The 24,470-nt window shown below is 67.3% G+C and carries 27 protein-coding genes; 20 read left to right on the top strand and 7 right to left on the bottom strand.

Annotated features, from left to right (window positions below):
- The first annotated feature begins 53 nt into the window (after positions 1-53).
- Complete coding sequence (locus tag AB4089_RS11530) at positions 54-437, top strand: hypothetical protein (protein WP_441409414.1); 384 nt, start codon at positions 54-56, stop codon at positions 435-437.
- Between the two features lie 43 nt (positions 438-480).
- On the opposite strand, the gene AB4089_RS11535 is transcribed toward AB4089_RS11530, so the two are convergent.
- Positions 481-1,101: a DUF937 domain-containing protein gene (locus AB4089_RS11535; RefSeq protein WP_441409415.1), complete on the bottom strand. Its 621-nt coding sequence runs from the start codon at positions 1,099-1,101 to the stop codon at positions 481-483.
- A gap of 234 nt (positions 1,102-1,335) precedes the next feature.
- Here AB4089_RS11535 and AB4089_RS11540 point away from each other — a divergent pair, with 234 nt between their 5' ends.
- The 7 genes from AB4089_RS11540 (at position 1,336) to AB4089_RS11570 (ending at position 9,652) form a co-directional block, all read left to right on the top strand.
- Complete coding sequence (locus tag AB4089_RS11540) at positions 1,336-2,319, top strand: bifunctional riboflavin kinase/FAD synthetase (protein ID WP_441409416.1); 984 nt, start codon at positions 1,336-1,338, stop codon at positions 2,317-2,319.
- A gap of 99 nt (positions 2,320-2,418) precedes the next feature.
- Positions 2,419-3,273: a tryptophan 2,3-dioxygenase gene (gene kynA / locus AB4089_RS11545; protein ID WP_441409417.1), complete on the top strand. Its 855-nt coding sequence runs from the start codon at positions 2,419-2,421 to the stop codon at positions 3,271-3,273.
- Positions 3,270-4,535 carry a kynureninase gene (gene kynU, locus AB4089_RS11550; protein ID WP_441409418.1) on the top strand — a complete coding sequence of 422 codons (1,266 nt, stop codon included), beginning with the start codon at positions 3,270-3,272 and terminating at the stop codon, positions 4,533-4,535. The genes kynA and kynU overlap by 4 nt, the downstream gene beginning before the upstream one ends.
- 192 nt (positions 4,536-4,727) lie before the next feature.
- Positions 4,728-4,997: a 30S ribosomal protein S15 gene (rpsO, locus tag AB4089_RS11555; RefSeq protein WP_120953920.1), complete on the top strand. Its 270-nt coding sequence runs from the start codon at positions 4,728-4,730 to the stop codon at positions 4,995-4,997.
- A 247-nt stretch (positions 4,998-5,244) separates the two neighbouring features.
- On the top strand, positions 5,245-7,506 hold the full coding sequence (locus tag AB4089_RS11560; RefSeq protein WP_441409419.1) for a polyribonucleotide nucleotidyltransferase: 2,262 nt from the start codon (positions 5,245-5,247) through the stop codon (positions 7,504-7,506).
- Positions 7,507-7,687: 181 nt separating this feature from the next.
- The gene (locus AB4089_RS11565) at positions 7,688-9,031 is read left to right on the top strand and encodes a M16 family metallopeptidase (protein WP_441409420.1); all 1,344 of its coding nucleotides are present in this window, start codon (positions 7,688-7,690) and stop codon (positions 9,029-9,031) included.
- A gap of 135 nt (positions 9,032-9,166) precedes the next feature.
- On the top strand, positions 9,167-9,652 hold the full coding sequence (locus tag AB4089_RS11570) for a DUF1579 domain-containing protein (protein ID WP_441409421.1): 486 nt from the start codon (positions 9,167-9,169) through the stop codon (positions 9,650-9,652).
- Between the two features lie 45 nt (positions 9,653-9,697).
- On the opposite strand, the gene AB4089_RS11575 is transcribed toward AB4089_RS11570, so the two are convergent.
- From AB4089_RS11575 to moaA, 3 genes are all read right to left on the bottom strand, one after another.
- Positions 9,698-9,979 carry a hypothetical protein gene (locus tag AB4089_RS11575; RefSeq protein ID WP_441409422.1) on the bottom strand — a complete coding sequence of 94 codons (282 nt, stop codon included), beginning with the start codon at positions 9,977-9,979 and terminating at the stop codon, positions 9,698-9,700.
- Between the two features lie 123 nt (positions 9,980-10,102).
- Positions 10,103-10,369, bottom strand: a complete 267-nt coding sequence (locus AB4089_RS11580) for a MoaD/ThiS family protein (protein ID WP_390204483.1) — start codon at positions 10,367-10,369, stop codon at positions 10,103-10,105.
- Positions 10,370-10,376: 7 nt separating this feature from the next.
- Positions 10,377-11,516, bottom strand: a complete 1,140-nt coding sequence (gene moaA / locus AB4089_RS11585) for a GTP 3',8-cyclase MoaA (protein WP_441409423.1) — start codon at positions 11,514-11,516, stop codon at positions 10,377-10,379.
- Positions 11,517-11,648: 132 nt separating this feature from the next.
- Here moaA and AB4089_RS11590 point away from each other — a divergent pair, with 132 nt between their 5' ends.
- From AB4089_RS11590 to AB4089_RS11620, 7 genes are all read left to right on the top strand, one after another.
- A complete protein-coding gene (locus AB4089_RS11590) occupies positions 11,649-12,410 on the top strand; it encodes a response regulator transcription factor (protein ID WP_441409424.1) in 762 nt (253 codons plus the stop codon).
- Positions 12,397-13,845 carry a sensor histidine kinase gene (locus AB4089_RS11595; protein WP_441409425.1) on the top strand — a complete coding sequence of 483 codons (1,449 nt, stop codon included), beginning with the start codon at positions 12,397-12,399 and terminating at the stop codon, positions 13,843-13,845. Before AB4089_RS11590 ends, AB4089_RS11595 begins: the two co-directional genes overlap by 14 nt.
- Before the next feature lie 155 nt (positions 13,846-14,000).
- The gene (locus AB4089_RS11600) at positions 14,001-15,602 is read left to right on the top strand and encodes a molybdopterin-dependent oxidoreductase (protein WP_441409506.1); all 1,602 of its coding nucleotides are present in this window, start codon (positions 14,001-14,003) and stop codon (positions 15,600-15,602) included.
- Between the two features lie 26 nt (positions 15,603-15,628).
- Entirely contained in the window at positions 15,629-16,852 is a 1,224-nt protein-coding gene (locus tag AB4089_RS11605; RefSeq protein WP_441409426.1) for a molybdopterin molybdotransferase MoeA, read from the top strand.
- A complete protein-coding gene (moaC, locus tag AB4089_RS11610; RefSeq protein WP_441409427.1) occupies positions 16,840-17,361 on the top strand; it encodes a cyclic pyranopterin monophosphate synthase MoaC in 522 nt (173 codons plus the stop codon). The genes AB4089_RS11605 and moaC overlap by 13 nt, the downstream gene beginning before the upstream one ends.
- Positions 17,358-17,870, top strand: coding sequence for a MogA/MoaB family molybdenum cofactor biosynthesis protein (locus AB4089_RS11615; RefSeq protein ID WP_441409428.1), 513 nt, complete (start codon positions 17,358-17,360; stop codon positions 17,868-17,870). Before moaC ends, AB4089_RS11615 begins: the two co-directional genes overlap by 4 nt.
- Positions 17,860-18,369, top strand: a complete 510-nt coding sequence (locus tag AB4089_RS11620; RefSeq protein ID WP_441409429.1) for a molybdenum cofactor biosynthesis protein MoaE — start codon at positions 17,860-17,862, stop codon at positions 18,367-18,369. The genes AB4089_RS11615 and AB4089_RS11620 overlap by 11 nt, the downstream gene beginning before the upstream one ends.
- Positions 18,370-18,426: 57 nt before the next feature.
- On the opposite strand, the gene AB4089_RS11625 is transcribed toward AB4089_RS11620, so the two are convergent.
- Together AB4089_RS11625 and AB4089_RS11630 are read right to left on the bottom strand one after the other, a co-directional pair.
- Complete coding sequence (locus AB4089_RS11625; RefSeq protein ID WP_441409430.1) at positions 18,427-18,885, bottom strand: Clp protease N-terminal domain-containing protein; 459 nt, start codon at positions 18,883-18,885, stop codon at positions 18,427-18,429.
- 8 nt (positions 18,886-18,893) lie between these two features.
- Entirely contained in the window at positions 18,894-19,097 is a 204-nt protein-coding gene (locus AB4089_RS11630; protein ID WP_441409431.1) for a helix-turn-helix domain-containing protein, read from the bottom strand.
- Between the two features lie 146 nt (positions 19,098-19,243).
- On the opposite strand from AB4089_RS11630, the gene dapB reads away from it, so the two are divergent.
- Together dapB and AB4089_RS11640 are read left to right on the top strand one after the other, a co-directional pair.
- Positions 19,244-20,002 carry a 4-hydroxy-tetrahydrodipicolinate reductase gene (dapB, locus tag AB4089_RS11635; RefSeq protein WP_441409432.1) on the top strand — a complete coding sequence of 253 codons (759 nt, stop codon included), beginning with the start codon at positions 19,244-19,246 and terminating at the stop codon, positions 20,000-20,002.
- A 5-nt stretch (positions 20,003-20,007) separates the two neighbouring features.
- Positions 20,008-20,490 carry a hypothetical protein gene (locus tag AB4089_RS11640; protein WP_441409433.1) on the top strand — a complete coding sequence of 161 codons (483 nt, stop codon included), beginning with the start codon at positions 20,008-20,010 and terminating at the stop codon, positions 20,488-20,490.
- A gap of 136 nt (positions 20,491-20,626) precedes the next feature.
- On the opposite strand, the gene AB4089_RS11645 is transcribed toward AB4089_RS11640, so the two are convergent.
- Positions 20,627-21,880 carry a heparan-alpha-glucosaminide N-acetyltransferase domain-containing protein gene (locus AB4089_RS11645; protein WP_441409434.1) on the bottom strand — a complete coding sequence of 418 codons (1,254 nt, stop codon included), beginning with the start codon at positions 21,878-21,880 and terminating at the stop codon, positions 20,627-20,629.
- Between the two features lie 398 nt (positions 21,881-22,278).
- Here AB4089_RS11645 and AB4089_RS11650 point away from each other — a divergent pair, with 398 nt between their 5' ends.
- From AB4089_RS11650 to dapA, 3 genes are all read left to right on the top strand, one after another.
- Positions 22,279-22,572, top strand: coding sequence for a hypothetical protein (locus tag AB4089_RS11650; protein WP_441409435.1), 294 nt, complete (start codon positions 22,279-22,281; stop codon positions 22,570-22,572).
- Between the two features lie 114 nt (positions 22,573-22,686).
- Positions 22,687-23,451 (top strand): carbon-nitrogen hydrolase family protein, encoded by a 765-nt coding sequence (locus AB4089_RS11655; protein ID WP_441409436.1) that lies wholly within the window; start codon positions 22,687-22,689, stop codon positions 23,449-23,451.
- 104 nt (positions 23,452-23,555) lie between these two features.
- A complete protein-coding gene (gene dapA / locus AB4089_RS11660) occupies positions 23,556-24,464 on the top strand; it encodes a 4-hydroxy-tetrahydrodipicolinate synthase (RefSeq protein WP_441409437.1) in 909 nt (302 codons plus the stop codon).
- Positions 24,465-24,470 lie beyond the last annotated feature (6 nt).

The raw sequence follows: 24,470 nt of genomic DNA on the forward strand, positions 1-24,470 counted from the left end.
CGAGAATGCCAATGGCATACCGCGCGCTTTGGGGGAAAGACTAGGGTGGAGGCATGGACCACCGCCGTCTGCTGCTGCGGGCCGTGAAGTCGATTCACACGATTGCCTGGTTCACGATCGAGGCCTGCATGGCCTACGTCCTGTACACCGGACTCAGGGGCCGAACCGACCGGAAAACAGGTGTGGCCGCCGTCGTGGTCGCGGGCGAAACGCTGATCTTTGCCGCTAATGGCTTCCACTGCCCGCTGACCGCCGTCGCCCAGGACCTCGGCGATAGCAACGGCTCGGTCACGGACATCTACCTGCCGCGATGGTTCGCGCGGATGCTGCCCGGAATCCACGTCCCGCTGATCCTCGCCGCCGTCGTGCTGCACTGGCGGAACTGGCAGCATCATTCAGTCCGGGATAGCCAGCGGAGGCTGTTGCTCGGGCGATAGCGGGCCGTTCCCAGCGTCCGTTACCGACCCAGGGGCAAACCGCCTACTTCCTCTCCCCGAACAGCCCGCCAAGGATATCGCCAAGGTCGCCAAGGCCGCCGAAGCCGCCCTGCTGTCCCGGGCCTCCCTGGCCGCCCTGTCCGCCCACCATTCCACCGAGGATCCCGCCCAGTATGCCGCCGAGGTCCATTCCGCCTCCCTGACCGGAATCGTCCGGAGCGCCGGCTCCGGCCTGGGAACCAGACCCCGCCTGGCTTCCGCCGAGAAGTTTCTTCGCCAGATAGGACATGACTATCGGCGCCAGGATGGGCAGCAGCTTCCGGACCAGGTCGCTTCCGGCCCCGCCCAGTTGTCCCGTCCCGGCGAGCTGACTGGCTACTTGATCCTGCTGACCGCCAAAGACGTGATTGACGATCTTCTCGCCGTCGGCCGTGTCCACCTGATCGACGTCGACGCCGCCGTCGATCAGTCCATCCTGGTGCTGGCCCAGCGCCGATTCCAGTGACGCAGCACCGTCCGGCGCCTGCACATTGTTATGCATACCGGCGAGGAGCGTGGGCACGACGGCTTCCACCGCGGCGCGCGCCGTGGGTTCGTCGGTGCCCAGCAGGCCGGCAATCTGGCCCATGGGGATCTGGCCGATAATGTCTTGGAGCTCAGTCATGTCGTTCTCCTTCAGCTTCGCGTGGCAGCGGGCATCGCGGGAAACGGCGCCTGCCTGGACGCCGTCGAACCAGTGCCCTTGAATCGTAGGCCCGCAGATCAGCCCGTGGAAGGCTGCGCCGGAAGCCCGGCGAACCGTCCGGGAGCGGCCCGGATTGCGGGTAATCTTAGAGAGTTCCGGAGCCGGCACGGTCGCTCCGGAGGAGTTCATGGCAGGCAGCAAAAGGCGAGGTTGATGGTCCACATCTGGAACGATCTGTCCGAGGTCCCGGCGGACTTTGGTCCGTCGGTTGTCACGTTCGGCAATTTCGACGGCGTGCACCGCGGCCACCAGCAGGTGCTCTCGCAGCTCATCCGCACCGCCCGGTTGAACCACGCCCGCGCCGTCGCCATCACCTTCGATCCGCACCCGGCGCAAGTGCACCGTCCGGAGTCGGCCCCCGAGCTGATCATGGGCCTGGAGGACAAGCTCGTGGCACTGGGAGAGCTCGGCCTCGACGCCGTCCTGGTGATGAAGTACTCGCTGGAGCTCGCCAGCCTGACCCCCGAAGAATTTGTCGCCACGGTCCTGGTGGACGGCCTGAAGGCGAGCTATGTGGTGATCGGACACGACGCCCGGTTCGGCCGCGGCAATTCCGGGGATCTCGCCACCATGCAGGAGCTGGGCCGGAAGCTCGGCTTCGAGGTGCTGGTCATCAGCGAGTTCGGCTCGGAAGGCTTCCCCATCCACGACGACGCCGGGACGGACCGCCGCTGCTCGTCCACGTGGGTCCGTGAGGCACTCCGTGAGGGCGACGTTGCCACCGCCGCTGCGGTACTCGGGAGGCCACACCGGATGCGCGGCGAGGTGGTGCACGGTGCTGCACGCGGCCGCGACCTCGGATTCCCCACGGCAAACCTTGCCCCAACGGCCACAGGGTACATCCCCGCGGACGGGATCTACGCCGGCTGGCTGGTGGACCAGGACGGCACCCGGTGGCCGGCCGCCATCTCCGTGGGCTCGAACCCCACGTTCTACGGTGTGAGCCGCCAGGTCGAGGCCCACGTGATCGACCGCCCCGAGGAGTCCGTAGATGACTTCGATCTGTACGACCAGACAGTTGTGGTGGAATTTGTCTCAAGGCTCCGCGGCATGGTGGCGTACCGTGGGCCTGAAGCTTTGGTGGAGCAGATGCGCCTGGACGTCGTCCAGGCTCATGACATCCTGTTCGCCCGCTAAAAACGGGGCCGGATCGGCGTCGACCCCCGCGCTGACGGCGTTCTGACTCACTGGAGCCGCGCACTGGTTCGCAGCCGTGCGGCAAGGAAGGCAAAAGACGTGACCATCGAGAAGAACACAAGGGAACTGGACCAGGACATTGTCCGGGACTTCAGCGAGCGGATGAGCTACGCGTCGTACCTGCAGTTGCCCACCCTGCTCAGCGCCCAGAAGCCGGTCAGCACACCGGAACACCACGATGAAATGCTGTTCATCATCCAGCACCAGACCACGGAGCTCTGGCTGAAGCTGGTACTGCATGAGCTGCGCAGCGCCGCTGCCTGGCTGCGCTCGGACGACCGCGGGTCCGCCCTGAAGGCGATCGCCCGCGTCAAGCACATCCAGAAAACCCTCACCGAGCAATGGTCCGTGCTGGCCACGCTGACGCCCACCGAGTACTCGCAGTTCCGCGGCTTCCTCGGCAACTCCTCCGGATTCCAGTCCAGCCAGTACCGGGCCGTCGAGTTCCTCCTCGGCAACAAGAACGCCAAGATGCTCCCGGTCTTCGAATCGGACCCGGAAGCCCACGAGATGCTGCGCGAACTGCTCGAAGCACCCAGCATCTATGACGACTTCCTCGCCTATCTCAAGCGCCAGGGCTTTGACGTCCCGGCATCGGTGCTGGAGCGGGACGTCACCAAGGCCCACGAGTTCTGCCCCGAACTGGTCCCGGTCTTCAAGTACATCTATGAGAACGCCGCGGACAACTGGGGCGCGTATGAGGCCTGCGAGGAACTGGTGGACCTCGAGGACAATTTCCAGCTATGGCGGTTCCGCCACCTGCGCACGGTCCAGCGCACCATCGGCATGAAATCCGGCACCGGCGGATCCAGCGGTGCGGCGTTCCTGCAGAAGGCCCTCGAGCTGACCTTCTTCCCGGAGCTCTTCGCCGTGCGGACGGAGATCGGCCAGTGAGCATCCCCGCCACCAACAACGCAACGGACAACCTGTGGCAGCGCGCCCTGGACCTCGACACCGCCGATCCGCTGGCACGTTACCGTGACCACTTCGTCGGCACGGACACCGAGCTGTCCTACCTTGACGGTAACTCCCTGGGCCGGCCGCTCAAGCGGACCGTCACCGACATCAGCAGCTTCATCCAGGACAGCTGGGGCGGCCGCCTGATCCGGGGCTGGGACGAGGAATGGCTCGAACTGCCGCAGGCCATCGGCGACCAGCTGGGCCGCTCAGTGCTCGGCGCGGCACCCGGACAGACCATCATTGCTGATTCCACCACGGTTGTGCTCTACAAGCTCATCCGCGCCGCCCTGGCCGCGGTTACGGATCCGGCCCGGAAAGAAATCGTCCTGGACACGGACAATTTCCCCACCGACCGCTACCTGGTGGAGGGCATCGCCCGCGAAGAAGGCCTGACCCTGCGCTGGATCGACGCCGATCCTGCCTCCGGTGTCACCGTCGAACAGGTGCGGGCCGTCACAGGGCCGGCCACCGCCGTCGTGGTCCTGAGCCAGATCGCTTACCGCTCCGGCTTCCTCGCGGAACTGCCGGCCATCACGGCCGCAGTCCACGACGCCGGCGCCCTGGTGGTGTGGGACCTTTGCCACTCCGCCGGGTCGGTGGAGATCGCTTTGGACGACGCCGACGTCGACTTCGCGGCCGGCTGCACCTACAAATACCTGAACGGGGGACCGGGCTCGCCCGCGTTCGCCTACGTCAACGCCCGGCACCTGGCCGGGCTGCAGCAGCCAATCTGGGGCTGGATGGGACGCAAGGATGCGTTCGAGATGGGTCCCGGCTATGAGGCCGCTGCCGGCATCCGGGGCTTCCTCAGCGGCACCCCGGCCATTTTCGGGATGCTTGCCATGCGCGGCACGCTGGACCTGATCGAGGCAGCGGGGATGGCCGCGCTCCGGTCGAAGTCAGAGCTGCTGACCGCCTTCGCCCTCGAACTCTACGATGCGTGGCTGGCACCGGCCGGTGTGCAGCTGTCCACCCCGCGGGACCCGGCACTGCGCGGCAGCCACGTCACGATCGACCACCCTGCCTTCCGTGAGATGACAGCTACGTTGTGGGACCAGGATGTGATTCCCGATTTCCGTGCCCCGCAGAGCATCAGGATCGGGCTGTCGCCGCTGAGTACCTCCTTCGCGGAGGTCTACCGGGGCGTCGCGGCGGTGCGCGAGCTGCTCGCGGGCCAGGACGCCGCGGCCGTTTAGCCGGTGCGCGCGGCCGGCGGTTTCGACAAGATCGCGGACGTGCCACTAAACTGGACGTTGGATCCGGCTGCAGTCCGTGGCGGCTGGTTCCTGTTGTGTACGGAATGCCCGGCTTCGGCGGGGGATTCCGGGACGGCACCCCCGGCAGTGAATTACTGATTCGGGCCTCACGGCACATCTCTAGGAGTTATTGTGGCACTTGAAGCCGCTGTAAAGCAGTCCATCATCAAGGATTTCGCAACGTCCGAGGGCGACACCGGTTCGCCGGAGGTCCAGGTTGCAGTCCTGACTCAGCGGATCAAGGATCTCACTGAGCACATGAAGGAGCACAAGCACGACTACCACACCCAGCGCGGTCTGCTGGCCATGGTTGGTCGTCGCAAGCGCATGCTCACCTACCTCAAGAACACTGACATCACCCGCTACCGTCAGCTCATCGAGCGCCTCGGCCTGCGTCGCTAGTCAGCTTTAAGGGGCGGCCCCTTCCGGACCGGAACGGGCCGCCCTCTTCAGGACAAAACTAAACAGGAGGATCAACCGCATCACGCATTCGCGGTCCTCGGTAGTGATCCCCGGGAACGGCCTCAAGGAATGAGGCCCGGCCCGTGGGTCTCGATCGATGACCGGGTGCAGTGCAGGCCAGTAGACAGATGCTGGACTGGGTTGATGCGGCTGGGCTCCGTGAACCATGAAACGGAGGTGACTCTCTATGGAGGGTCCCGAAATCCAGTTCTCAGAAGCAGTCATTGACAATGGCCGCTTCGGCAAGCGTGTAATCCGCTTTGAAACCGGCCGTCTTGCCAAGCAGGCAGCCGGCGCAGCGATGGTCTACATCGACGAAGAGACCGCACTGCTGTCCGCCACCACCGCCGGCAAGCACCCGCGTGAAGGCTTCGACTTCTTCCCGCTGACTGTCGACGTCGAAGAGCGCATGTACGCCGCCGGCCGCATCCCGGGCTCGTTCTTCCGCCGCGAAGGCCGTCCCTCCACGGAAGCCATCCTGGCCTGCCGCCTCATGGACCGCCCGCTGCGCCCCGCGTTCGTCAAGGGCCTGCGCAACGAGGTCCAGATCGTCGTCACCGTGCTGTCCATCAACCCGGACGAGCTCTACGACGTCGTCGCGATCAACGCGTCCTCGATGTCCACCCAGCTCTCCGGCCTGCCCTTCTCCGGCCCGATCGGCGGCGTCCGCGTTGCCCTCGTCGCCGACGAGAACGGCTCGCAGTGGGTTGCGTTCCCGAAGCACTCCCAGCTCGAGAACGCCGTCTTCAACATGGTCGTTGCCGGCCGCATCGCCGGCGGCGCCGAAGGCGATGACATTGCCATCATGATGGTTGAAGCCGAAGCCACCGACAACTCCTGGAACCTCATCAAGGAACAGGGCGCCACCGCCCCGACCGAAGAGGTTGTTTCCGAAGGCCTCGAGGCTGCCAAGCCGTTCATCAAGGCCCTTTGCGAAGCACAGTCCGACCTGGCCGCCCGCGCTGCCAAGCCGACCGTCGAGTTCCCGGTCTTCCTGGACTACCAGGACGACGTCTACGCCGCTGTGGAGTCCGCAGCAGCCGAGAAGCTGGCTGCTGTCTTCCAGATCGCCGACAAGCAGGAGCGCGACACCGCCTCCGACGAGCTCAAGGACGAGGTCACCTCCTCCCTGGCCGGCCAGTTCGAAGGCCGCGAGAAGGAGCTGTCCGCAGCGTTCCGCTCCGTCACCAAGCAGGTTGTTCGCCAGCGCATCCTCAAGGACCAGATCCGCATCGACGGCCGTGGCCTGACGGACATCCGCCAGCTCACCGCCGAGGTTGAGGTTCTGCCCCGCGTCCACGGCTCGGCCATCTTCGAACGCGGCGAGACCCAGATCATGGGTGTCACCACGCTGAACATGCTCAAGATGGAACAGCAGATCGACTCGCTGTCTCCCGTGACGCGCAAGCGCTACATGCACAACTACAACTTCCCGCCGTACTCCACCGGCGAGACCGGCCGCGTCGGTTCCCCGAAGCGCCGCGAAATCGGCCACGGTGCCCTCGCAGAGCGCGCCATCATGCCGGTGCTGCCGTCCCGTGAGGAATTCCCCTATGCCATCCGCCAGGTGTCTGAGGCTCTCAGCTCCAACGGTTCGACGTCGATGGGTTCCGTCTGCGCCTCCACGCTGTCCCTGCTCAACGCAGGCGTGCCGCTGAAGGCTGCCGTTGCCGGTATCGCCATGGGCCTGGTCTCCGACCAGGTTGACGGCCAGACCCGCTACGCCGCCCTGACCGACATCCTCGGCGCCGAAGATGCCTTCGGTGACATGGACTTCAAGGTTGCCGGTACCTCCGAGTTCGTCACGGCCATCCAGCTCGACACCAAGCTCGACGGCATCCCCGCCTCGGTCCTGGCCGCCGCGCTGAAGCAGGCCCGCGAGGCCCGCCTGCACATCCTGGACGTCCTGAACTCCGCGATCGACACCCCGGACGAGCTCTCCGAGTTCGCGCCGCGCGTCATCGCGGTCAAGATCCCGGTTGACAAGATCGGCGAGGTCATCGGCCCGAAGGGCAAGATGATCAACCAGATCCAGGAAGACACCGGAGCGGACATCTCGATCGAGGACGACGGAACTGTCTACATCGGCGCCACCAACGGCCCGTCTGCCGACGCAGCACGGTCCGCGATCAACGCCATCGCCAACCCGCAGATCCCGGAAATCGGTGAGCGCTACCTGGGCACGGTCGTCAAGACGACCACCTTTGGCGCCTTCGTTTCCCTGACCCCGGGTAAGGACGGCCTCCTGCACATCTCCGAGCTGCGCAAGATCGCCGGCGGCAAGCGCGTGGACAACGTCGAGGACGTCGTCTCCGTGGGCCAGAAGATCCAGGTGGAAATCACCAAGATCGACGACCGTGGCAAGCTTTCCCTGTCGCCGGTTGTGGCTGAAGAGGCTGCCTCCGCAGACGCTGACAGCGCTGAGGTCTCCGCGGACGCCGCAGAGTAGTCTTTCCTGACCAAATGGCGGGGCCGGTGGATGATCCACCGGCCCCGCCGTTGGTTAACAACGGATAACACCCGGTATGCACCCGGGAGATGCCTTGCCGGCCTCCGCCGGCACAGTGGTCCGCTGGTACGATGGCAGGCAGATTTGATGCGTTTTTTGACGGTTTTATGGAAAGGCCTTGATGACAGTCGTCCCCCTGCCGCTTGAGCAGAATCAGCACGCAGACACCCTGATCCACGGAGCCGACGGCGGTTCCGAGGTTCGCCGCTCGGTCCTTCCCGGTGGCGTCCGTGTGTTGACCGAGGCCATGCCCGGCCAGCGGTCGGCAACGATCGGTTTTTGGGTCGGCGTGGGTTCGCGCGACGAGGCCCCCGGGCAGCACGGCTCCACCCACTTCCTGGAACACCTGCTGTTCAAGGGCACCAAGCGCCGCACCGCCCTGGAAATCGCCTCGGCCTTCGACGAGGTGGGTGGGGAATCGAACGCCGCCACGGCGAAGGAGAGCACCTGCTACTTCGCCCGCGTGCTGGACAGCGACCTTCCCATGGCGATCGACGTCATCTCGGACATGATCACCGGCGCGGTCCTGGACCCGCAGGAGATGGAGCAGGAACGCGACGTCATCCTCGAAGAGATCGCAATGGACAGCGATGACCCGACCGACGTCGCGCATGAACACTTTGTGTCCGCCGTCCTGGGGTCACACCCCCTCGGCCGCCCGATCGGCGGCACACCGGCAGCCATCCGGGCCGTGGCACGTGACTCCGTGTGGGACCACTACCGCCGCTACTACCGTCCCGACGAGCTCGTGGTCACCGCGGCCGGAGGCCTGGACCACGACGTCGTCTGCGGGCTCGTGGTGGATGCCCTGCACACCGCCGGCTGGAACCTTGAGCCCGCTGCCGCGCCCGTGCAGCGCCGGTCCACAGAGCGCGCCGCGATCACCGGCACCGCCGGCCTGCATGTGGTGAAGCGCCCGGTGGAGCAGGCCAACATCATCATGGGCTGCCCGTCGCTGGTGGCCACCGACGGCCGCCGCTTTGTCATGAGCGTGCTCAACGCGGTCCTCGGCGGCGGCATGTCTTCGCGGCTCTTCCAGGAGGTCCGGGAGAAGCGCGGCCTGGTCTACTCGACCTACTCCTTCGCCTCCTCCTACGCCGACGCAGGCTATTTCGGCATGTACGCCGGATGCACGCCGTCAAAGGTCCGGCAGGTCATCGAGCTGCTCGGCGCCGAACTGGACAAGCTGGCCGCGGACGGCATCTCGGACGAGGAGCTCCGCAAGGCCGAGGGGCAGCTGTGTGGCGGAATCGTCCTGGCGCTTGAGGACACCGGTTCGCGGATGTCCCGTCTGGGCCGCGCGGAGCTTGTGTCCGGCGAGTACCAGGACATCGATGAAACCCTGCGCCAGATCAAGGCCGTCACCGCCTCGGAGGTCCAGCAGCTCGCCCGTGAGCTGGCGGCCGCGCCGCGGACCATCACCGTGGTCGGCCCATTCGAGGAAACCGAGACATTTGGGCTGTAGGTAATTCCCGGGCCCGTGCCCGGGAGGTGCGTCTGTACGGCAGCATCTTTGCACTGGCACATCTTTACACCGCGGCACGCCCGGCGTGATGATAAGGGCGGGGTCACTCGGAACGAACTCCGTATAGGAGGAACTGTGGACCGGCCACTGCCAGGCAGTGCAGTCGAGGCGCTTGAGGGTTTTCTGGGCCGGTGGACGGGGACCACGCACTGGGAGGCAACGGCGTGGGGTCCTGCGCGCAGCGCGGACACCGAGATCATCTTTTCCCTGGCCGCCGCCGGGCTGGCCGTCACGCACAGCTACCGCAACACGGATGCGGACGGGACCCGTTCCGAAGGCCATGGTGTTTTCACCATGGACCCGGACCACCCGGACACCTTGTGGTACCACGTCAACAGCATGGGACTGCCGCCCGAGGCTCCGGCGCGCGCCAGCCTGGAAGGTGGGACGCTGACCGTGGAACGGCGCAGCGACCGCGGCACGGCACGGCACACCTTCCGGGTGGACGACGGCGAACTGACTCACGCGGCCGGACTCCGCCTGGGCAAAGCCAGCGACTTCACGCCTTTCATGACCAGCGTGTGCCGGCGGGTCGCCGAGGGCGCCTCCATCCCGGCCTAGGCCCGCCCCCGGCCTGAGCCGGTCACCCTGCCCAGGCCTGCGCTCTCAGGATGCGGCCTCGAGGATCCTGGTCTTTGGAGCCCCTTGCAGGGCCGGGGCGACGTCGGCGGAGTTCCAGACCTTCGCCTGAAGATTGGCCAACATTGTTTCCGCCTGATCGCGCTGTTCGAAATCCAACTCGACCACCACATAGAGCGGGTCGTCCACCGGGCGGCTGATCCGGTACGCCGTGACCCCGGACGCTGCGCGGTTCACCGGGTCGCGGTCGAAGGCCGCTTTCCACATGCCGAAGTCCTTGATCCCATGCTCGATCTGCAGTGTGAACATGCCGCTCTCCTCATTGATGTTTGTCGCCTGCCGCGGGGATATTCCACACTCTAGGACCGGTCTGGTCCACGCGGTAGCCCCGGAATCCGGGACAGGCGTCCCGGATTCACGTCCCGGCGGCGCCTACCCGCCGGCGAACGGCGGCAGCACATCCACGACGTCGGCCGGCTTGAGCGCCGCGGCGTGGTCGTGCACGGCAACTTCGTTGAGCAGGAAGCTGGAGCGGGACAGGATGCGTGCCAGCGGCGGCGTGCCGGCCGGCGGCTCGGGGCGCTCGACGGCGAGGATCGCCTCCAGCAGCGAGGCGAGCGTGTCGCCGTCGTCGAGGTCGAAGCGTTCTTCATCCACGCCGGCGGCAGCGCGCGCGGCAGCGAAGTAGCGTACGTTCACGAAAAAGTCAGCCTCCGATGGCGCTCATGCTGCGGTCTGGCTGGACGAAATCGGGGGCGTCGAGGCCCACGTGGTCCATGCCATGGGCCTTGGGCTTGATCCACATGGCCTCCTGCCAGCGTTCGGCGAGCTGTTCATCGCTTGCGCCCTCACGCAGCAGGCCCAGCAGGTCCACTTCCTCGCGCGAGAACAGGCAACTCATGATCTTGCCCTCGGCCGTGATGCGGGTCCGGCGGCAGTCGGAACAGAACGGCTCCGTGACCGACGCGATGATGCCCACGGTGCCGAGGACGGGGCCGGTGGGACGGTCTGTGCCGGGAACACGGGCCCGGACTTCGAACCGTTCAGCCGGGGCGCCGTCGCGGTCCCGAGGGTCGGAACTGAACACGTAGTCGGCGGAGAGCAGCTCGCGGATCTCCGCGGCTGTGATCATGTTCCGTCGGGTCCAGCCGTGGTCCGCGTCGAGCGGCATCTGCTCGATGAAACGCAGTTCATAGCCGCGGTCCAAAGCCCAGGCCAGCAGGGCAGGGGACTCGGCGTCGTTGATCCCGCGCATGAGCACGGCGTTGAGCTTGACCGGTCCCAGGCCAGCAGCCCAAGCGGCATCGACGCCGGCGAGGACCTTATCCAGGAACGGGCGGCGGGTCAGCTTCGTGAAGGTTTCCTCATGCAGGGAGTCCAGCGAGACGTTGATCCGGGTCAGTCCCGCGGCCTTGAGCCCGGCAGCCTTCTTGTCCAGGCCGACGCCGTTGGTGGTCATCGAGATCGGCAGCCCCGGGTGGGCCCGGCGGAGCGCGGCGATGATGTCCACCAAGTCCGCGCGCACCAGCGGCTCGCCGCCGGTCAGCCGCAGTTCACGCACGCCGAGCATGTCCACGCCGATCCGCACGATCCGCACGATCTCCTCCGCGGACATCACCGCCTGCTTGGACAACCACTCCAGGCCCTCGGCCGGCATGCAGTACGTACAGCGCAGGTTGCACTTGTCCGTCAAGGACAGCCGCATGTCCGTGGCACGGCGGCCGTAACGATCGACGAGCCCGGCGGGCAGGCCCTCCGGGCGCCCGGACAGTGCGGCTGCAGCAACTTCGCCCGTTCCGGGACTGCCTGCCACGCGGGGCTGGGGCATACCCAGTTGAACTGTCATAGTGTCAGGCTACGCCACGTGACGTCCCACGTCACAGCCGCATGACGGCACGGATATTACGTGTTCGGGAAGGATGCCCTGCGGGGATCCGGAGCCCTGCCCGCGACGGGACCGCGAACCTATGCTGGAAGCGTGAACAAGACCCAGCCGGCCCCGGACGCAACGGATCATCGGCGCATCCTGCTCGTCGAAGACGAGCCGACCATCGCCGGAGTGGTCCGTGACTACCTCGTCCAGGCGGGCTTCCAGGTGGACCTCGCCGCCGACGGCTTCACTGCCCTGCGCCTCGCAGCCGAACGCCGCCCGGACCTGGTGCTCCTGGACCGGATGCTGCCGGGCCTGGACGGCGTGGAAGTCTGCCGGCGGCTCCGGGCCACGCACAGCGTCCCGGTCATCATGCTCACGGCGCTCGGGACAGAGGATGACCGGATCCTGGGTTTGGAAGCCGGCGCGGACGACTACGTCACCAAGCCGTTCTCGCCCCGCGAGCTGGTACTGCGGGTACGCTCAGTCCTGCGCCGGAGCATTCCTGAATTCAGCCCGGAGCCCCCGGTCGAGGTGGGCGGCTTTGACCTTAGCCCGGCCGCGCGCACGGTGTCCCGCCATGGCAAGCCGCTGGCCTTGACCGCCAGGGAGTTCGACCTGCTGGCCTTCATGCTCCGCCGACCCCGGCAGGTCTTCAGCCGCGAAGAACTGATGAAAGCCGTCTGGGGCTGGGACTACGGCGACCTGTCCACGGTCACGGTCCATGTGCGGAGGCTGCGGGAGAAGATCGAGGACGACCCCACCCGCCCTTCTGTCCTGAAAACGGTCTGGGGAGTGGGCTACCGGCTGGACCCGAGCGACTCCAGCGACCCCAGCGAAGAGGAAGAGTCCGCCGGTGCAGACCTCTGAACTGCTCACCATCGTCGGCTGGGCCGTGGCCTGGGGAGCCGTGATCGGGGCCGCGTCGCTCCTTATCCTCAAGCCGCTGCGCAGGGCATCCTTCGCGGTCCAGATCTGCGTGGTGGTGCTTGCCGCGGTGGCGGTCCTGACGGCCGGAATGGTCAGCGCCTTCAACGCCATGTTCATTTCGGCACGGGATCTCGAAGTGATGTGGTACGTCCTGGCCGTGGCCTCGGCGGTTGCTGTGGCCATCGCCCTGGTGCTGGGATCGCGGGTGTCGCGCAACGCCAAGGAACTGGCCGAGGCCGCCCGGAGCATCGGCCGCGGCGAGAGCCCCGGCATCCAGTCCGTGGTCATGAGCCACGAACTTGCCGCCCTCGCGGCCGAGCTCGAATCCAGCAGCAGGATGCTGGAGGCATCCCGGCAGCGGGAGGCCGCCATCGAGAACGCCCGCCGCGAGCTCGTCAGCTGGATTTCGCACGACCTCCGGACTCCGTTGGCGAGTATGCGGGCCATGGCCGAGGCCCTGGAAGATGGCATGGCGGCGGACGTTCCCGGCTATTACCGCAAGATCATCGCGCAGACCGACCTGATGGCCGGCATGGTCAATGACCTCCTGGAGCTCTCGAAAATCCACGCCGGAACGATGCGGCTCAAGGCCGAGCCATTGGACCTGTACGACCTCGCCAGCGACGCCATTGCCGACCTCGCCGCGCTGGCGGAGCAGCACGGCATTACGCTCGACGGCGGCGGGCGTCGCGAAAGCCTGGCCCTCGCCGACGGTCCCTCGATGGGGCGCGCCATCCGGAATGTTGTGCTCAACGCCATTGTCCACAGCGCGCCCGGGTCCCATGTCACCGTCGAAGTCGGCAGGGACGGGGACCGGGCCGTCGTCGCGGTTACTGACGGCTGCGGCGGAATCCCGGAAGCGGACCTCCCGCACGTGTTCGAGACCGGATGGCAGAAGGACCCGGCCCGGAGACGGGCCGGCCGTTGGGCCGCCCCGGAAGGCCCCGGGATGGATAGGACTGGGCTGGACGGAACAGGTCTGGACGGAACTGGGCTGGGCAGGACTGGGCTGGACGGAACTGGGGTGGGCAGCACTGGAGTGCCCGACACAGATGAGCCGGCGGGCGCCAAGCGTTACAGCGGGGCGGGGCTGGGCCTGAGCATTGTCGCCGGAATCGTCAGCGCCCATCAGGGCACGGTCACCGTGGAAAACGTCGACGGCGGATGCAGGTTCTCGCTGTTGCTCCCCGGGCAGGGTTCAGAGGGGCAGGGTTCAGACGTTCAAGGCTCCGACGGCCGGGGCTCCGCCGAACAGAGAGCCGCAGGGCACCCGGCGGACGCACAAGCTTCCGTTGAGCCGGCAGCCGGGGGAGTGCCGGGCAGGATTCCGCAAGGCTCGGCGAACGACAACATACGGACAGGACGGACACAGTGAGCAGCGGCGTGGGCTTTGACGGTCAGGGGCATGAAATGGGCGAGACAGTCGCCGGCAAGGAACAGCAACGGACGGGAACGCAGGCGCAGCAGGGACCAACCGGGCAACCGAGTACCCCCGAATCGAGTACCCCCAAATCGACAACCCCGGAACCGATGACTCCCGAATTGCGGACCCCCGAACCGAGGCCCCAGCAGCGGCATGCCCGGCGACGGCGCGACCTATGGGCTGCCGCGGCCGGGCTGGTGGCTGTGGGGACCGCGGTGGTGCTCGGTGAGCTCACGGCCAGCCTGGTGAGCCCCACGGTTTCCCCGGTGACGGCCGTTGGCGGGGCAGTGATCGATATCGTGCCCCCGGGCGTCAAGGAGTGGGTCATCTCGCTCTTCGGCACTGCGGACAAAGTGGCACTCCTGGGCGGGATGGCGCTGGTCATCGCCGCGCTCGCGGCCCTGTCCGGGGTCCTTGAAGTGCGGCGCCGTTTCGCCGGGGTGGTTCTGATTGCGGTGTTCGGCGTTGTGGGCCTCGTGGCCGTGCTCAGCCGGGCCGACCTGACCGCCAACGGTATCCCGGTTCCGGTGCTCGTGGCGCTGGTGGGAATCGCGCTGCTGCGGTGGCTCATCCGGAAACTGCTGGAGTGGCAACCCCTGGAGACCGGAGCCACGGTAGACACAGCAGGTGAAACCGGGCCTGCCCGGCGCCGTTTCCTCGTGGCCCTCGGCGGGACCGCCGCGGTTGCCGCCGTCGTCGGTGTGCTCGCCTCCACCCTCAGGGGAGCGGCCGCCGTCGTCAGTGATGTGCGCAGCAAGCTGGTCCTCCCGGCGCCCGCCTCTCCCGAGCCGCCCGTACCCGCCGGTGCCGAGATCCGGCTGGCCGGCCTGAGCCCGCTGGTGACGCCAAACAGGCAGTTCTACAGGATTGACACCGCCCTGCGGGTCCCACTGGTGGACCCACAGGAATGGTCCCTGAAGGTGACCGGGATGGTGGATCGGGAGATCGAACTCGACTTCGCCACACTCCTGGCCAAACCGATGACGGAACGCCACGTGACCATAGCCTGCGTCTCCAACGAGGTTGGCGGGGACCTGATCGGCAATGCCCGCTGGCTCGGCTGGCCCGTGCGCGAACTGCTCGCCATGGCCGGCCCCAAAGCCGGGGCGGACATGGTGCTGTCCCGCAGCACGGACGGCTGGACGGCGGGCACCCCGCTCGAGGCCCTCACCGACGGCCGGGACGCCCTGCTGGTCGTGGGAATGAACGGCGAGCCGCTCCCGCTGGAGCACGGGTTCCCGGTCCGCATGATCGTGCCCGGGCTGTACGGCTACGTCTCGGCCACGAAGTGGATCACCGAGCTGAAAGTGACCCGCTACGCGGACGACGTCGCCTACTGGACACCCCGCGGCTGGAGCGAACGGGGGCCCATCAAGACATCATCCCGCATTGACGTGCCGCGCGACGGGCAAAGCGTGACGGCGGGGACGGTGGTGTTCGGCGGTGTCGCGTGGGCACAGCACACGGGCATCGGCAAGGTGGAGTTGCGCATCAACCGCGGCGACTGGCACCAGGCCGAGCTGGCCCCGGGCATCTCCAAGGACACTTGGTACCAATGGAAGCTGGCACTTCCGCTGACGCCGGGCCAGTACGAGGTCCAGGTCCGGGCCACCGCACTGGACGGGGTGCCGCAAGTGGAGGAGTCCGCGCCGGTCGCGCCGAACGGAGCCACGGGTTACCACACGGTTAGAGTTGACGTGAAGTCCTAGCGAGCCGAGCAAAGGTCAGGAAACGCATGCACCGCACCGAGACAAGGCATGTCAGCGTGGAAGCACACCGGGACAAGGTGCGTGCACTGCTGGCGCCGCTCCTCACCGAAGCGCGGGTGGAGCGGCTCCCGTTGCTCGACGCCTTGGGCCGGGGTCTGGCCGCCGACATCGTGGCGCCCCTGGACCTTCCGCCCTTTGCCAATTCGCAAATGGACGGCTTCGCGATCCGCAGCGCCGACGTGCCCGACGGCGGCACGGAACTGCGCGTCGTCGCGCCCGTCCCGGCGGGTGCCTCACCCGTGGAGCTTGCCGCCGGGACGGCGGCTCCGATCATGACCGGGGCGATGATGCCGGCCGGGGCCGACGCCGTCGTTCCCATCGAACAGGCCGTGCCCGATTCCTTCCCCGTGCCCGGGGAGCCCGCCACGGTACACCTGCCCGCCGCGGCTGCAGGAACGTTCGTGCGCGACGCCGGCAGCGATATCCGCTCCGGCGAGCTCGCCCTCGGCGCCGGGACCTTCCTCGGGCCGGGCCAGCTCGGACTGCTGGCGGCAATGGGCTACACGGAGGTGCCGGTCCGTCCATCCCTTCGGGTCCTCCTGGTCACTACCGGCGACGAAGTCGTGGAACCGGGCAGCCCGCTGGGACCGGGCAAGATCTTTGACTCCAACAGCACGCTGCTCGAGTCCGCCATGCGCCAGGCTGGGCTCCAGGTCACCCGGACCGGCGTCTCCGCGGACCAGCCGGACGAGCTCACCGAGCTGTTGCGCCGGCATGGGCCCGCCGTGGACCTGATCGTCACAACCGGCGGCGTCAGCAAGGGTGCCTACGAGGTGGTCCGGCAGGCCATGGCGGATCACGACGTCGAGTTCGGCGCCGTGGCGATGCAGCCCGGCGGCCCGCAGGGAATCGGCAGCTTCGACGGTGTCCCTGTCCTGGGATTCCCCGGCAACCCGGTGAGCTGCCTCGTGTCCTTTGAAATGTTCCTGCGCCCAGTCCTCACGGAGCTGATCGGCGCCCCGGCGCCCCGGCCCTCCGTCCGCGCCCGCCTCGCCGCGCCGCTGACCTCCCCGCCGGGCAAGCACCAGGTCCGGCGCGGCACGCTGGCCCCCGACGGCACAGTCCGGCTGGAGGGCGGCGCCGGCTCACACCTGGTCCATGCCCTGGCCCGTTCCAACGCCTTGGTCCACGTCCCCGAGGGTACGGCGGTGCTCTCCGCGGGCGATGAAGTGGAAGTATGGATCCTGTGAATGAAGCAGACAACGCTGAAGCGAATGCCGGCCCAGCGGAGACCACCCGCCTGACCCACCTCCGCCACGACGGCACGGCGCAAATGGTGGATGTATCCAACAAGGCGCAGTCCACCCGGGAAGCCACGGCCACCGCGACCGTCCGCAGCACTGCCGAGGTCCTTTCCCTCCTCGGCGGCGGCGAGCTTCCCAAGGGCGACGCCCTTGCCGTTGCCCGCATCGCCGGGATCATGGCGGCCAAGAAGACGCCCGACCTGATCCCGCTGTGCCACCCGCTGCCGATCGCCAAGGTCACCATCGACTTTGAGCTCGACGCCGACTCCGTGACGATATTTGCCACGGTCAAGACCCGCGGTGTCACCGGGGTCGAGATGGAGGCACTGACCGCCGCGTCGGTCGCTGCACTGAGCGTGTACGACATGATCAAGGCCGTGGACAAACACGCGGTCCTGACCGACATCAAGGTGCTCGCCAAAAGCGGCGGCAAGAGCGGGGACTGGACCCTATGAACATGCCCGAACCGCACCGCCACGGCGAAGCCACCGGGCGGAAGGCCGGCGTCGTGATCGCCTCCACCCGGGCGGCCGCCGGCATCTATGAGGACCTCACCGGTCCGGTCATCATCGACTGGCTGACCGAACACGGCTTCGAACCCTATCCGGCCATGGTGGTCCCCGACGGCGCGCCCGTGGGAGCCGCAATCCGTGCCCTGCTGAGCCAGCAGCCAGCCGTCATCATCACCAGCGGGGGAACGGGCCTGAGCCCCACCGACGCCACACCTGAGCAGACCCTGCCCCTGCTGGACCGGGAAATCCCGGGCATCATGGAGGGCATCAGGAACGCCGGCATGGCCAAGACGCCGATGGCCATGCTCAGCCGGGGCCACGCGGGCGCGGCAGGGCAGACCTTCATCGTGAACCTGCCCGGATCCCCGAAGGGCGTGATGGATGGGCTGGGCGTGCTGGATCCCATTGTTGGGCACCTCTGCGACCAGCTGGAAGGAAGCCATGGGCACTGACACAGGATTTGAAATCGTGCATGCCGTGCTGAGCGCCGAGCCCATTTCCGTGGAGCAGGCCATAGCGGCGGTCGAGTCGGACACCGCAGGAGCGGTGGTCAGCTTCAGTGGCGTCGTCCGCAACCACGACGGCGGCAGGCAGGTTTCCCGGCTCAGCTACAGCGCCCACCCGACCGCGCACCAGGTGATGGCCGACGTCGTCGCCGGGCTCGTGGCGGAGCACTCAGTCCCGGCGGTCCCTGACCGGGCGTCCGACGCCGGCGACGCCGGCGCCGAAGGCCCCGGGGAGCAGCAGCCGGTGCGGATCTGGGCAGCCCACAGGATCGGGATGCTGGAGATCGGCGACCCCGCCCTGGTCTGTGCCGTCTCCGCGGCCCATCGCGGCCAGGCGTTCGCGGTGTGTGCCGAACTCGTGGACCGGATCAAGGCCCAGGTGCCGATCTGGAAGGAACAGTTCTTCGCCGACGGCACCGTCGAATGGGTCGGCGCCGGCGAGTAGGCACGGGACAGTGTTCCCCTCCGGACCCCGGCGGTGGCTCGCCCTCAGGAGGCAGAGTCAGGAGTCGAGGACCCTGCGCCGGGCCGCGGCCCGGTCGACCCCCAGTTCCTTCAGGAGCGAGGCCGCCGGATCATGTTCGTCGCGGTCCAGCAGCGACAGCAGAAGATTCGCGGTGGTGATCTGTCGCGATTTCTGGGCAATGGCGTACCGCAGCGTGCCTTCGATTACCGACCGGGCCCCTGAGCTGAACGGCGGCTTCTTGCCGCGGCTGGGCATGGTGGCGCGTTGAAATCCCGTCGCGTCTATTCCGATTGACGCGAGTGCCGTGCGGTCCAGCGACGCTGCCGCCGCCCTGGCCTCATCCAGCGTGACGCCAAGGGTGCCGGCCGGACCTGGATCGTGAAGCGCCCCCAGGAGCAGGTGATCCGTGCCCAGCCGCTTGTCGCCGCTGTAGCGGGCCTCTTCCATTGCAAAGCCAACGATCCTGCGGGTGTCGTCGGCGAATCGCTCAAACATGGTTGATCTCACTCTCGGTATTTTGCGTGGACGGACTGCCTCGAGACGCCCAGGGCGTCCCCGATCTGCTCCCAGGTCCAGCCCTGTTCTCGAGCTGCCCTTACCTGCGCTGCCTCGACCTGTTCCGCCAGGCGATGAAGGGCGCCGACCGCCCGCAGGCCGACCGCGGGGTCAAGCGAATGAATATGTGCGGACAGGTCGTCAGGTTCCATGCTTGTCAGGTTAGACTGACAGGCATATTCCGTCAATCCAGCCTGACAGGTTCGGAATGGGGGCGACCGGAGCCGGGGCGGGGAGGGTCTGTAACCCGGGGCCGCCGGTTCAGGAAGGCGACGGCCCCGGCGGTAGGGTTGATGGCATGACCGAACAACTCTCCGTCGCCGTGCTGGGCGCCAGCGGGCGCATGGGCGCCGAAGCCGTGAAAGCCATCGACGCCGCCGCGGACCTGACGCTCGTCGCAGCCCTTGGCCGCAACGATTCCCTGGACACGCTGGTCAGCTCCGGCGCGCAGATCATGGTGGACCTGACCGTCCCCGAAAGCACCGAGGCGAACGTCCGGTTCGCCGTCGAGCACGGCATGCATGCCGTGGTGGGCACCACCGGCTGGGATGCCGGCCGGCTCGCGGGGCTGGAGGAACTCCTCGCCGACCGCCCCGGCGTCGGCGTCCTCATCGCCCCGAACTTCGCCCTCGGCTCGGTCCTTGCCTCCGCCTTCGCCGCCAAGGCGTCCAAGTACTTCGACTCCGTTGAAATCATTGAACTGCACCACCCGGACAAGGTGGATGCCCCCTCCGGGACGGCCGTGCGCACGGCCCAGCTGATCGCGGCCGAGCGGACCGCCGCCGGGGTGCCCTCCAGCCCGGACGCCACCACCACCGAGCTCGCGGGCGCCCGCGGCTGCGACGTCGACGGCGTCCGGGTCCACAGCGTCCGGCTCCGCGGCCTGGTCGCGCACCAGGAAGTCCTGCTGGGCGGTCCGGGGGAGCAGCTGACGTTCCGCCACGACTCCTTCGACCGGGCCTCGTTCATGCCTGGCGTGCTGCTGGGCATCCGAAACGTGACCGCGCACCCCGGTCTCACCATGGGCCTCGACGGCTACCTGGACCTGGGGATCTGAGTCCCGTGTCCGCTGCTCTGACTGCCCTGAAAGCCAACCGCACCAAGATCTGGGTGGGTGCCGTCACCCTGCTGCTCGTGTTCTACCTGGTGGTGTCCCTTCAGCGTTCCGTGCTCCTGATGACCGACCCCAGCCTCGTGGCGAAGGCGATCGGCGTCGCCTACCTGGTGCTGCCGGTCATCGGAGCCTGGGCGCTGATCCGGGAGCTGCTGTTTGGTGCCCGCACCGAGCGGTTGGCGAAGATCCTCGAAGCCGAGGGGGGCCTGCCCGAGGACACTTTGCCGCGCACGCCCGCCGGCCGGATCATCCGCGAAGCAGCGGATCTCGAATTTGAGAAGTACCGTGCCGAAGCGGAAGCCGCCCCCGATGACTGGCGCTCCTGGTTCCGGCTCAGCTGTGCTTACGACGCCGCCGGAGACCGCAAGCGGGCCCGTGCCTCGATGCGCGACGCCGTGCGGATGTTCCGAGCAGAAGCCCAGAACCCGTAGCGGGACCCTGCGATAGCTGGACTCAGCAGTAGCTGGACTCAGCAACAGCGGGACCCAGCAACGGCTAGACCTGGCTGAAGCGGGAAGCTGAGGCGCGGCCGAGGCGACTGGCGCCTGGACCTGCCGGCACCTGGACCTAGCGGAAGCGGGATGTCTGGCGGATGGGGGCCTGCTGGTAGCGGCCAACCTGGTTGGCCGCATGGGTCACCCACTCTAGGGGCCCGCGCCAGGCCAGCGCCGCGAAGACCCCGCCGACCAGCAGCATTCCGAGCGCCTGCGCCCAGTACACGCCATCCACGGTCCATCCGGGCGCCAGCGGCTGATCGTGGAGGGCCGCCATGATGCACAGATGGGCCGTGTATAGGCTCAGAGTCATGGCCCCGATTCCACGGATCGGGAGCAGCAAGTCAAGCTCCACCCATTCGCCCAGCCGGCCCAGCAGGAGGCACGCGCCGATCACGGCGGCGGCCACCCCCGAAGTGTGCAACAGATCCAGCGTGGTTCCCGCGTGCGGTGCGCTGGTTGCCAGCCACCACGCGGAGCCTGACTGTTCGACGCCTGCAAGGTTGACCTGCAGCAGGCTCTCCAGCGGGTAGGCGGGATCGCCGATCTGCGCCTCCAATGCGCGCCTGCCGCCCCAGTCCTCCATCATGACTGTCCCCAGCCACTTGGAACTGACGGCCACCGCGGTCCCGGCGGCCACCAGCAGGAACGGCACGGCTGCTTTGGACAGCGCCAGCCGGCCGATCGCCAGCCCCACCAGGAGATAGGCGATCCACTGCAGGACAGGGTAGTAGCCGGTGAGGAAGAGGTCGCCCAGCAGTCGCGCCGGTGTGGCCAGGTCCTCCCAGCCGGGGTTGTGCCCCAGCCGCAGCGGGGGGTCGGCGGACAGCAGCCAGGGCCGCAGCAGATAGGCCAAGGCGGGGGCTGCCAGAATCCAGCCGGCGGCGAATGCGAGCAGGCGTTTCAGGCCGAGCCCGACAAAGGGCAGCACGCACAGGAACAGGACGGCGTAGTGGACCAAAATAATGGCGATGTTGACTTCCAGCCCGCCCAGGGAGAGCCCGACGGCGCCGATCACCAGCGCCCTGAGGGCGATGCCGCGGCGTGCCGCCCGCAGCTCAGTGCCCTCCAGCGGTTGCTGCTTCCCCGTCGATAAGGCGAGACCCACACCGGCCAGCACCGCGAACAGGGCGGCTGCCCGCCCGGAAAACGCAAGCCCGATCCAGGTGGGCGTCAGGTGCGGATCCGACTCAAACGTGGCCAACACGTGGGTGGCCATCATGGCCAGCAGCGCGAGCCCGCGGGCGGCGTCAATGCCGACCAGCCGGGCGCCGGAGGACGTGCCCCTGACGGTCCGGGAAGCAGTCGGTGTTCCGCGCGTGGCCATCTTCTGATCGTCTCATGTTCGGCCTGGCCGCAGCTTCAATTCCTCCCCGGGAAAACCTTGTATTCGAATATATGTTCGAATACAGTGGGCGCATGAACAACGCCTCCGAGCCCATATTCCTGACTCCAAAGTCTTCAGGCCGACAGTCTTCAGGCCGAGAGTCTTCGGCCCGACGGTCTTCGGGCCGGGAGTTTTCAGGCGGAACGTCTTCGGGACGGGAATCGCCGGGCCGGGAGTCAAAGTCAACAGGCAAAGCATCCCCAGGTCAGGCCGTGACGGGCCGGGAACTGACGGGCGGGGAAAGTCCGGATCGGCAATTCGGCGGCCCGGAACGGACCGGCGCCCCACCTGGGGGACCTTCCCGCGGCGGCGAAGCCGTATCTGGAGTCCTGAAGGCCATGAGTCCGGGCGTGGTGGACTTTCTCTTCCGCCGGTTGGTCGCCGGAGAGCCGGCAGAGGATGTCCAGTGGGGAAGTGAAGGAACGGCCCTGGACATGCAGCCGCCGGGAGCGGAACTGGCGCGGCGGCTGGCCGAAACAGACCTCGATGCCCTCACGCCAACGGAGTTGTTCCATTACGTGCGGGCGGCCCAGCGCCTTGCAGCGTGGGCGGAGGTCCTGCGGGAAACCGCCGTCGAGCGCTACTGCTCGGCTCCTGCGGCACCCTCCGGCGGGGCTGCCGCTTCGACCTGAGGTGGTGTGAGCCGGAGCCGGCCTGAACAGCCGGCCTGTGCAGTCGGCTAGTCGCCTGTGTGACCTCGGGCGCAGTTTCTGATCATCGAAAGAGGAGGTGCCTAGGATGGCAGGGTGACCATTAGCTCAATCACTGATCTGACGCTTTCCGCCGTCCAGTACGCGGCCCTGGATGGCGGCGTTGCCGCCAACGTACCCGAACACATCCGGCTGATCGAGGACGCGGACTCGCACGGGGCCCGGCTGGTCATCTTTCCGGAACTCTCCCTGACCGGGTACCGGCTGGACCTACTGGAGGGCCCGCAGGAGTGGGTGAACGCGGCTGACCCGCGGCTGGACGGCATCCGGGAAATCTGCCGGCACACCGGAATTACCGCCGTGGTCGGAGCCGCGTTCAAGGAGGAGGACGGCACGCCGCGGCTGGCCTCCCTCGCCGTCCATCCCTCGGGCGTCATCGATGCCAGCTTCAAGACGCACCTCCACGGTGCGGAACGGGATCTCTTCGTTGCCGCCAGCCATCCCGCGGTCCTGGAGATTGACGGCTGGAAGGTCGCCCTGGCAATCTGCTTCGACGCCGCCCGCCCCGGCCACGCGGAATGGGCCGCCGCTGCCGGTGCGGACGTTTACGCCGTCTCGGCTCTCTACACGGCCGGCGAGGACCACCGGCTGGGACTGCATCTCGGCGCCCGGGCCATGGACAACCGGATGTTTTCGGTCCTGGCCAACCTCGCGGGGCTCACGCCGCTCGGAGCCTCCTGCGGGCTGAGCGGGTTCTGGGGTCCGGACGGGCTTTCGTTCCGGCAGGCCCACGGCACCGGCACCGAGGTCTTGACGGCAACCCTCCAACACAGTGTCCTGACGCGGTTTCGGCGGCCCTGAGCCGGGACAATCGGCGGAAACGTGACGCGGGGGCGGGCGAGTTTGACGTTCGTCACACCGCCGCCATTGTCCTAACATGCCGCGGACAAGGTAACGTTTTTCATATGGCTGACTCTGATATTCGCTCTTACACGTTCGGGACCCTCGTGACTGCCATGGTCACTCCTTTCACTTCGGACGGTGAGGTCGACTACAAGCAGTCAGCGGAGCTGGCGAGCAAGCTCGTCGACGACGGCAATGATGCCCTCGTTATCTCCGGCACCACGGGCGAGACCTCGACGCTCGAGGACGACGAAAAAGAGAAGCTCTTCCGCGTCATTGTCGAGGCCGTCGGCGACCGAGCCAAGGTCATTGCCGGAACCGGCACCAACCACACGTCCCACTCGATTGAGATGGCCAAGCGCGCCGCCAAGGCGGGAGCCCACGGCCAGCTGATCGTCACGCCGTATTACAACAAGCCGAGCCAGGCCGGCATCCAGGCGCACGTCGAGGCCGTGACTGACGCAGCGGACCTTCCCGTCATGGTCTACGACATTCCTGGCCGCGCCGGCGTGGCCATCGAGCCGGAGACCATGATCCGGCTCGCCGACCACCCTAAGATCGTTGCCCTGAAGGATGCGAAGGCCGATTTCGCCGCCGTCACACGGGTTCTGGCGAACACCGATCTTGATGTCTACTCCGGCGATGACGGCCTCACGCTACCGTGGATGGCCGCCGGCGCCGTCGGGCTGGTCAGCGTCTCCGCGCATGTCGCGTCGCGGCAGTTCCGCGCGCTGATCGATGCTGCCCTTGCAGGCGATTTTGCTACCGCCCGCACCATACATTTCGAACTGGACCCCGTGGTCCGCGCAGTGATGACCCACATTCAGGGTGCTGTCGCTGCCAAGCAGGTTCTTAAGTGGCAGGGAGTCCTGCCCAACTCGGTTGTCCGTTTGCCCCTCGTGGAGCCGGGCGAGGCCGAGATCGCAATCATCCGCGAGGATTTGGCGGAAGCGGGGATGGTCTTTTCCTGATCCGGA

The sequence above is a fragment of the Arthrobacter sp. 2MCAF15 genome (assembly GCF_052115605.1).
Taxonomy (GTDB): Bacteria; Actinomycetota; Actinomycetes; order Actinomycetales; family Micrococcaceae; genus Arthrobacter.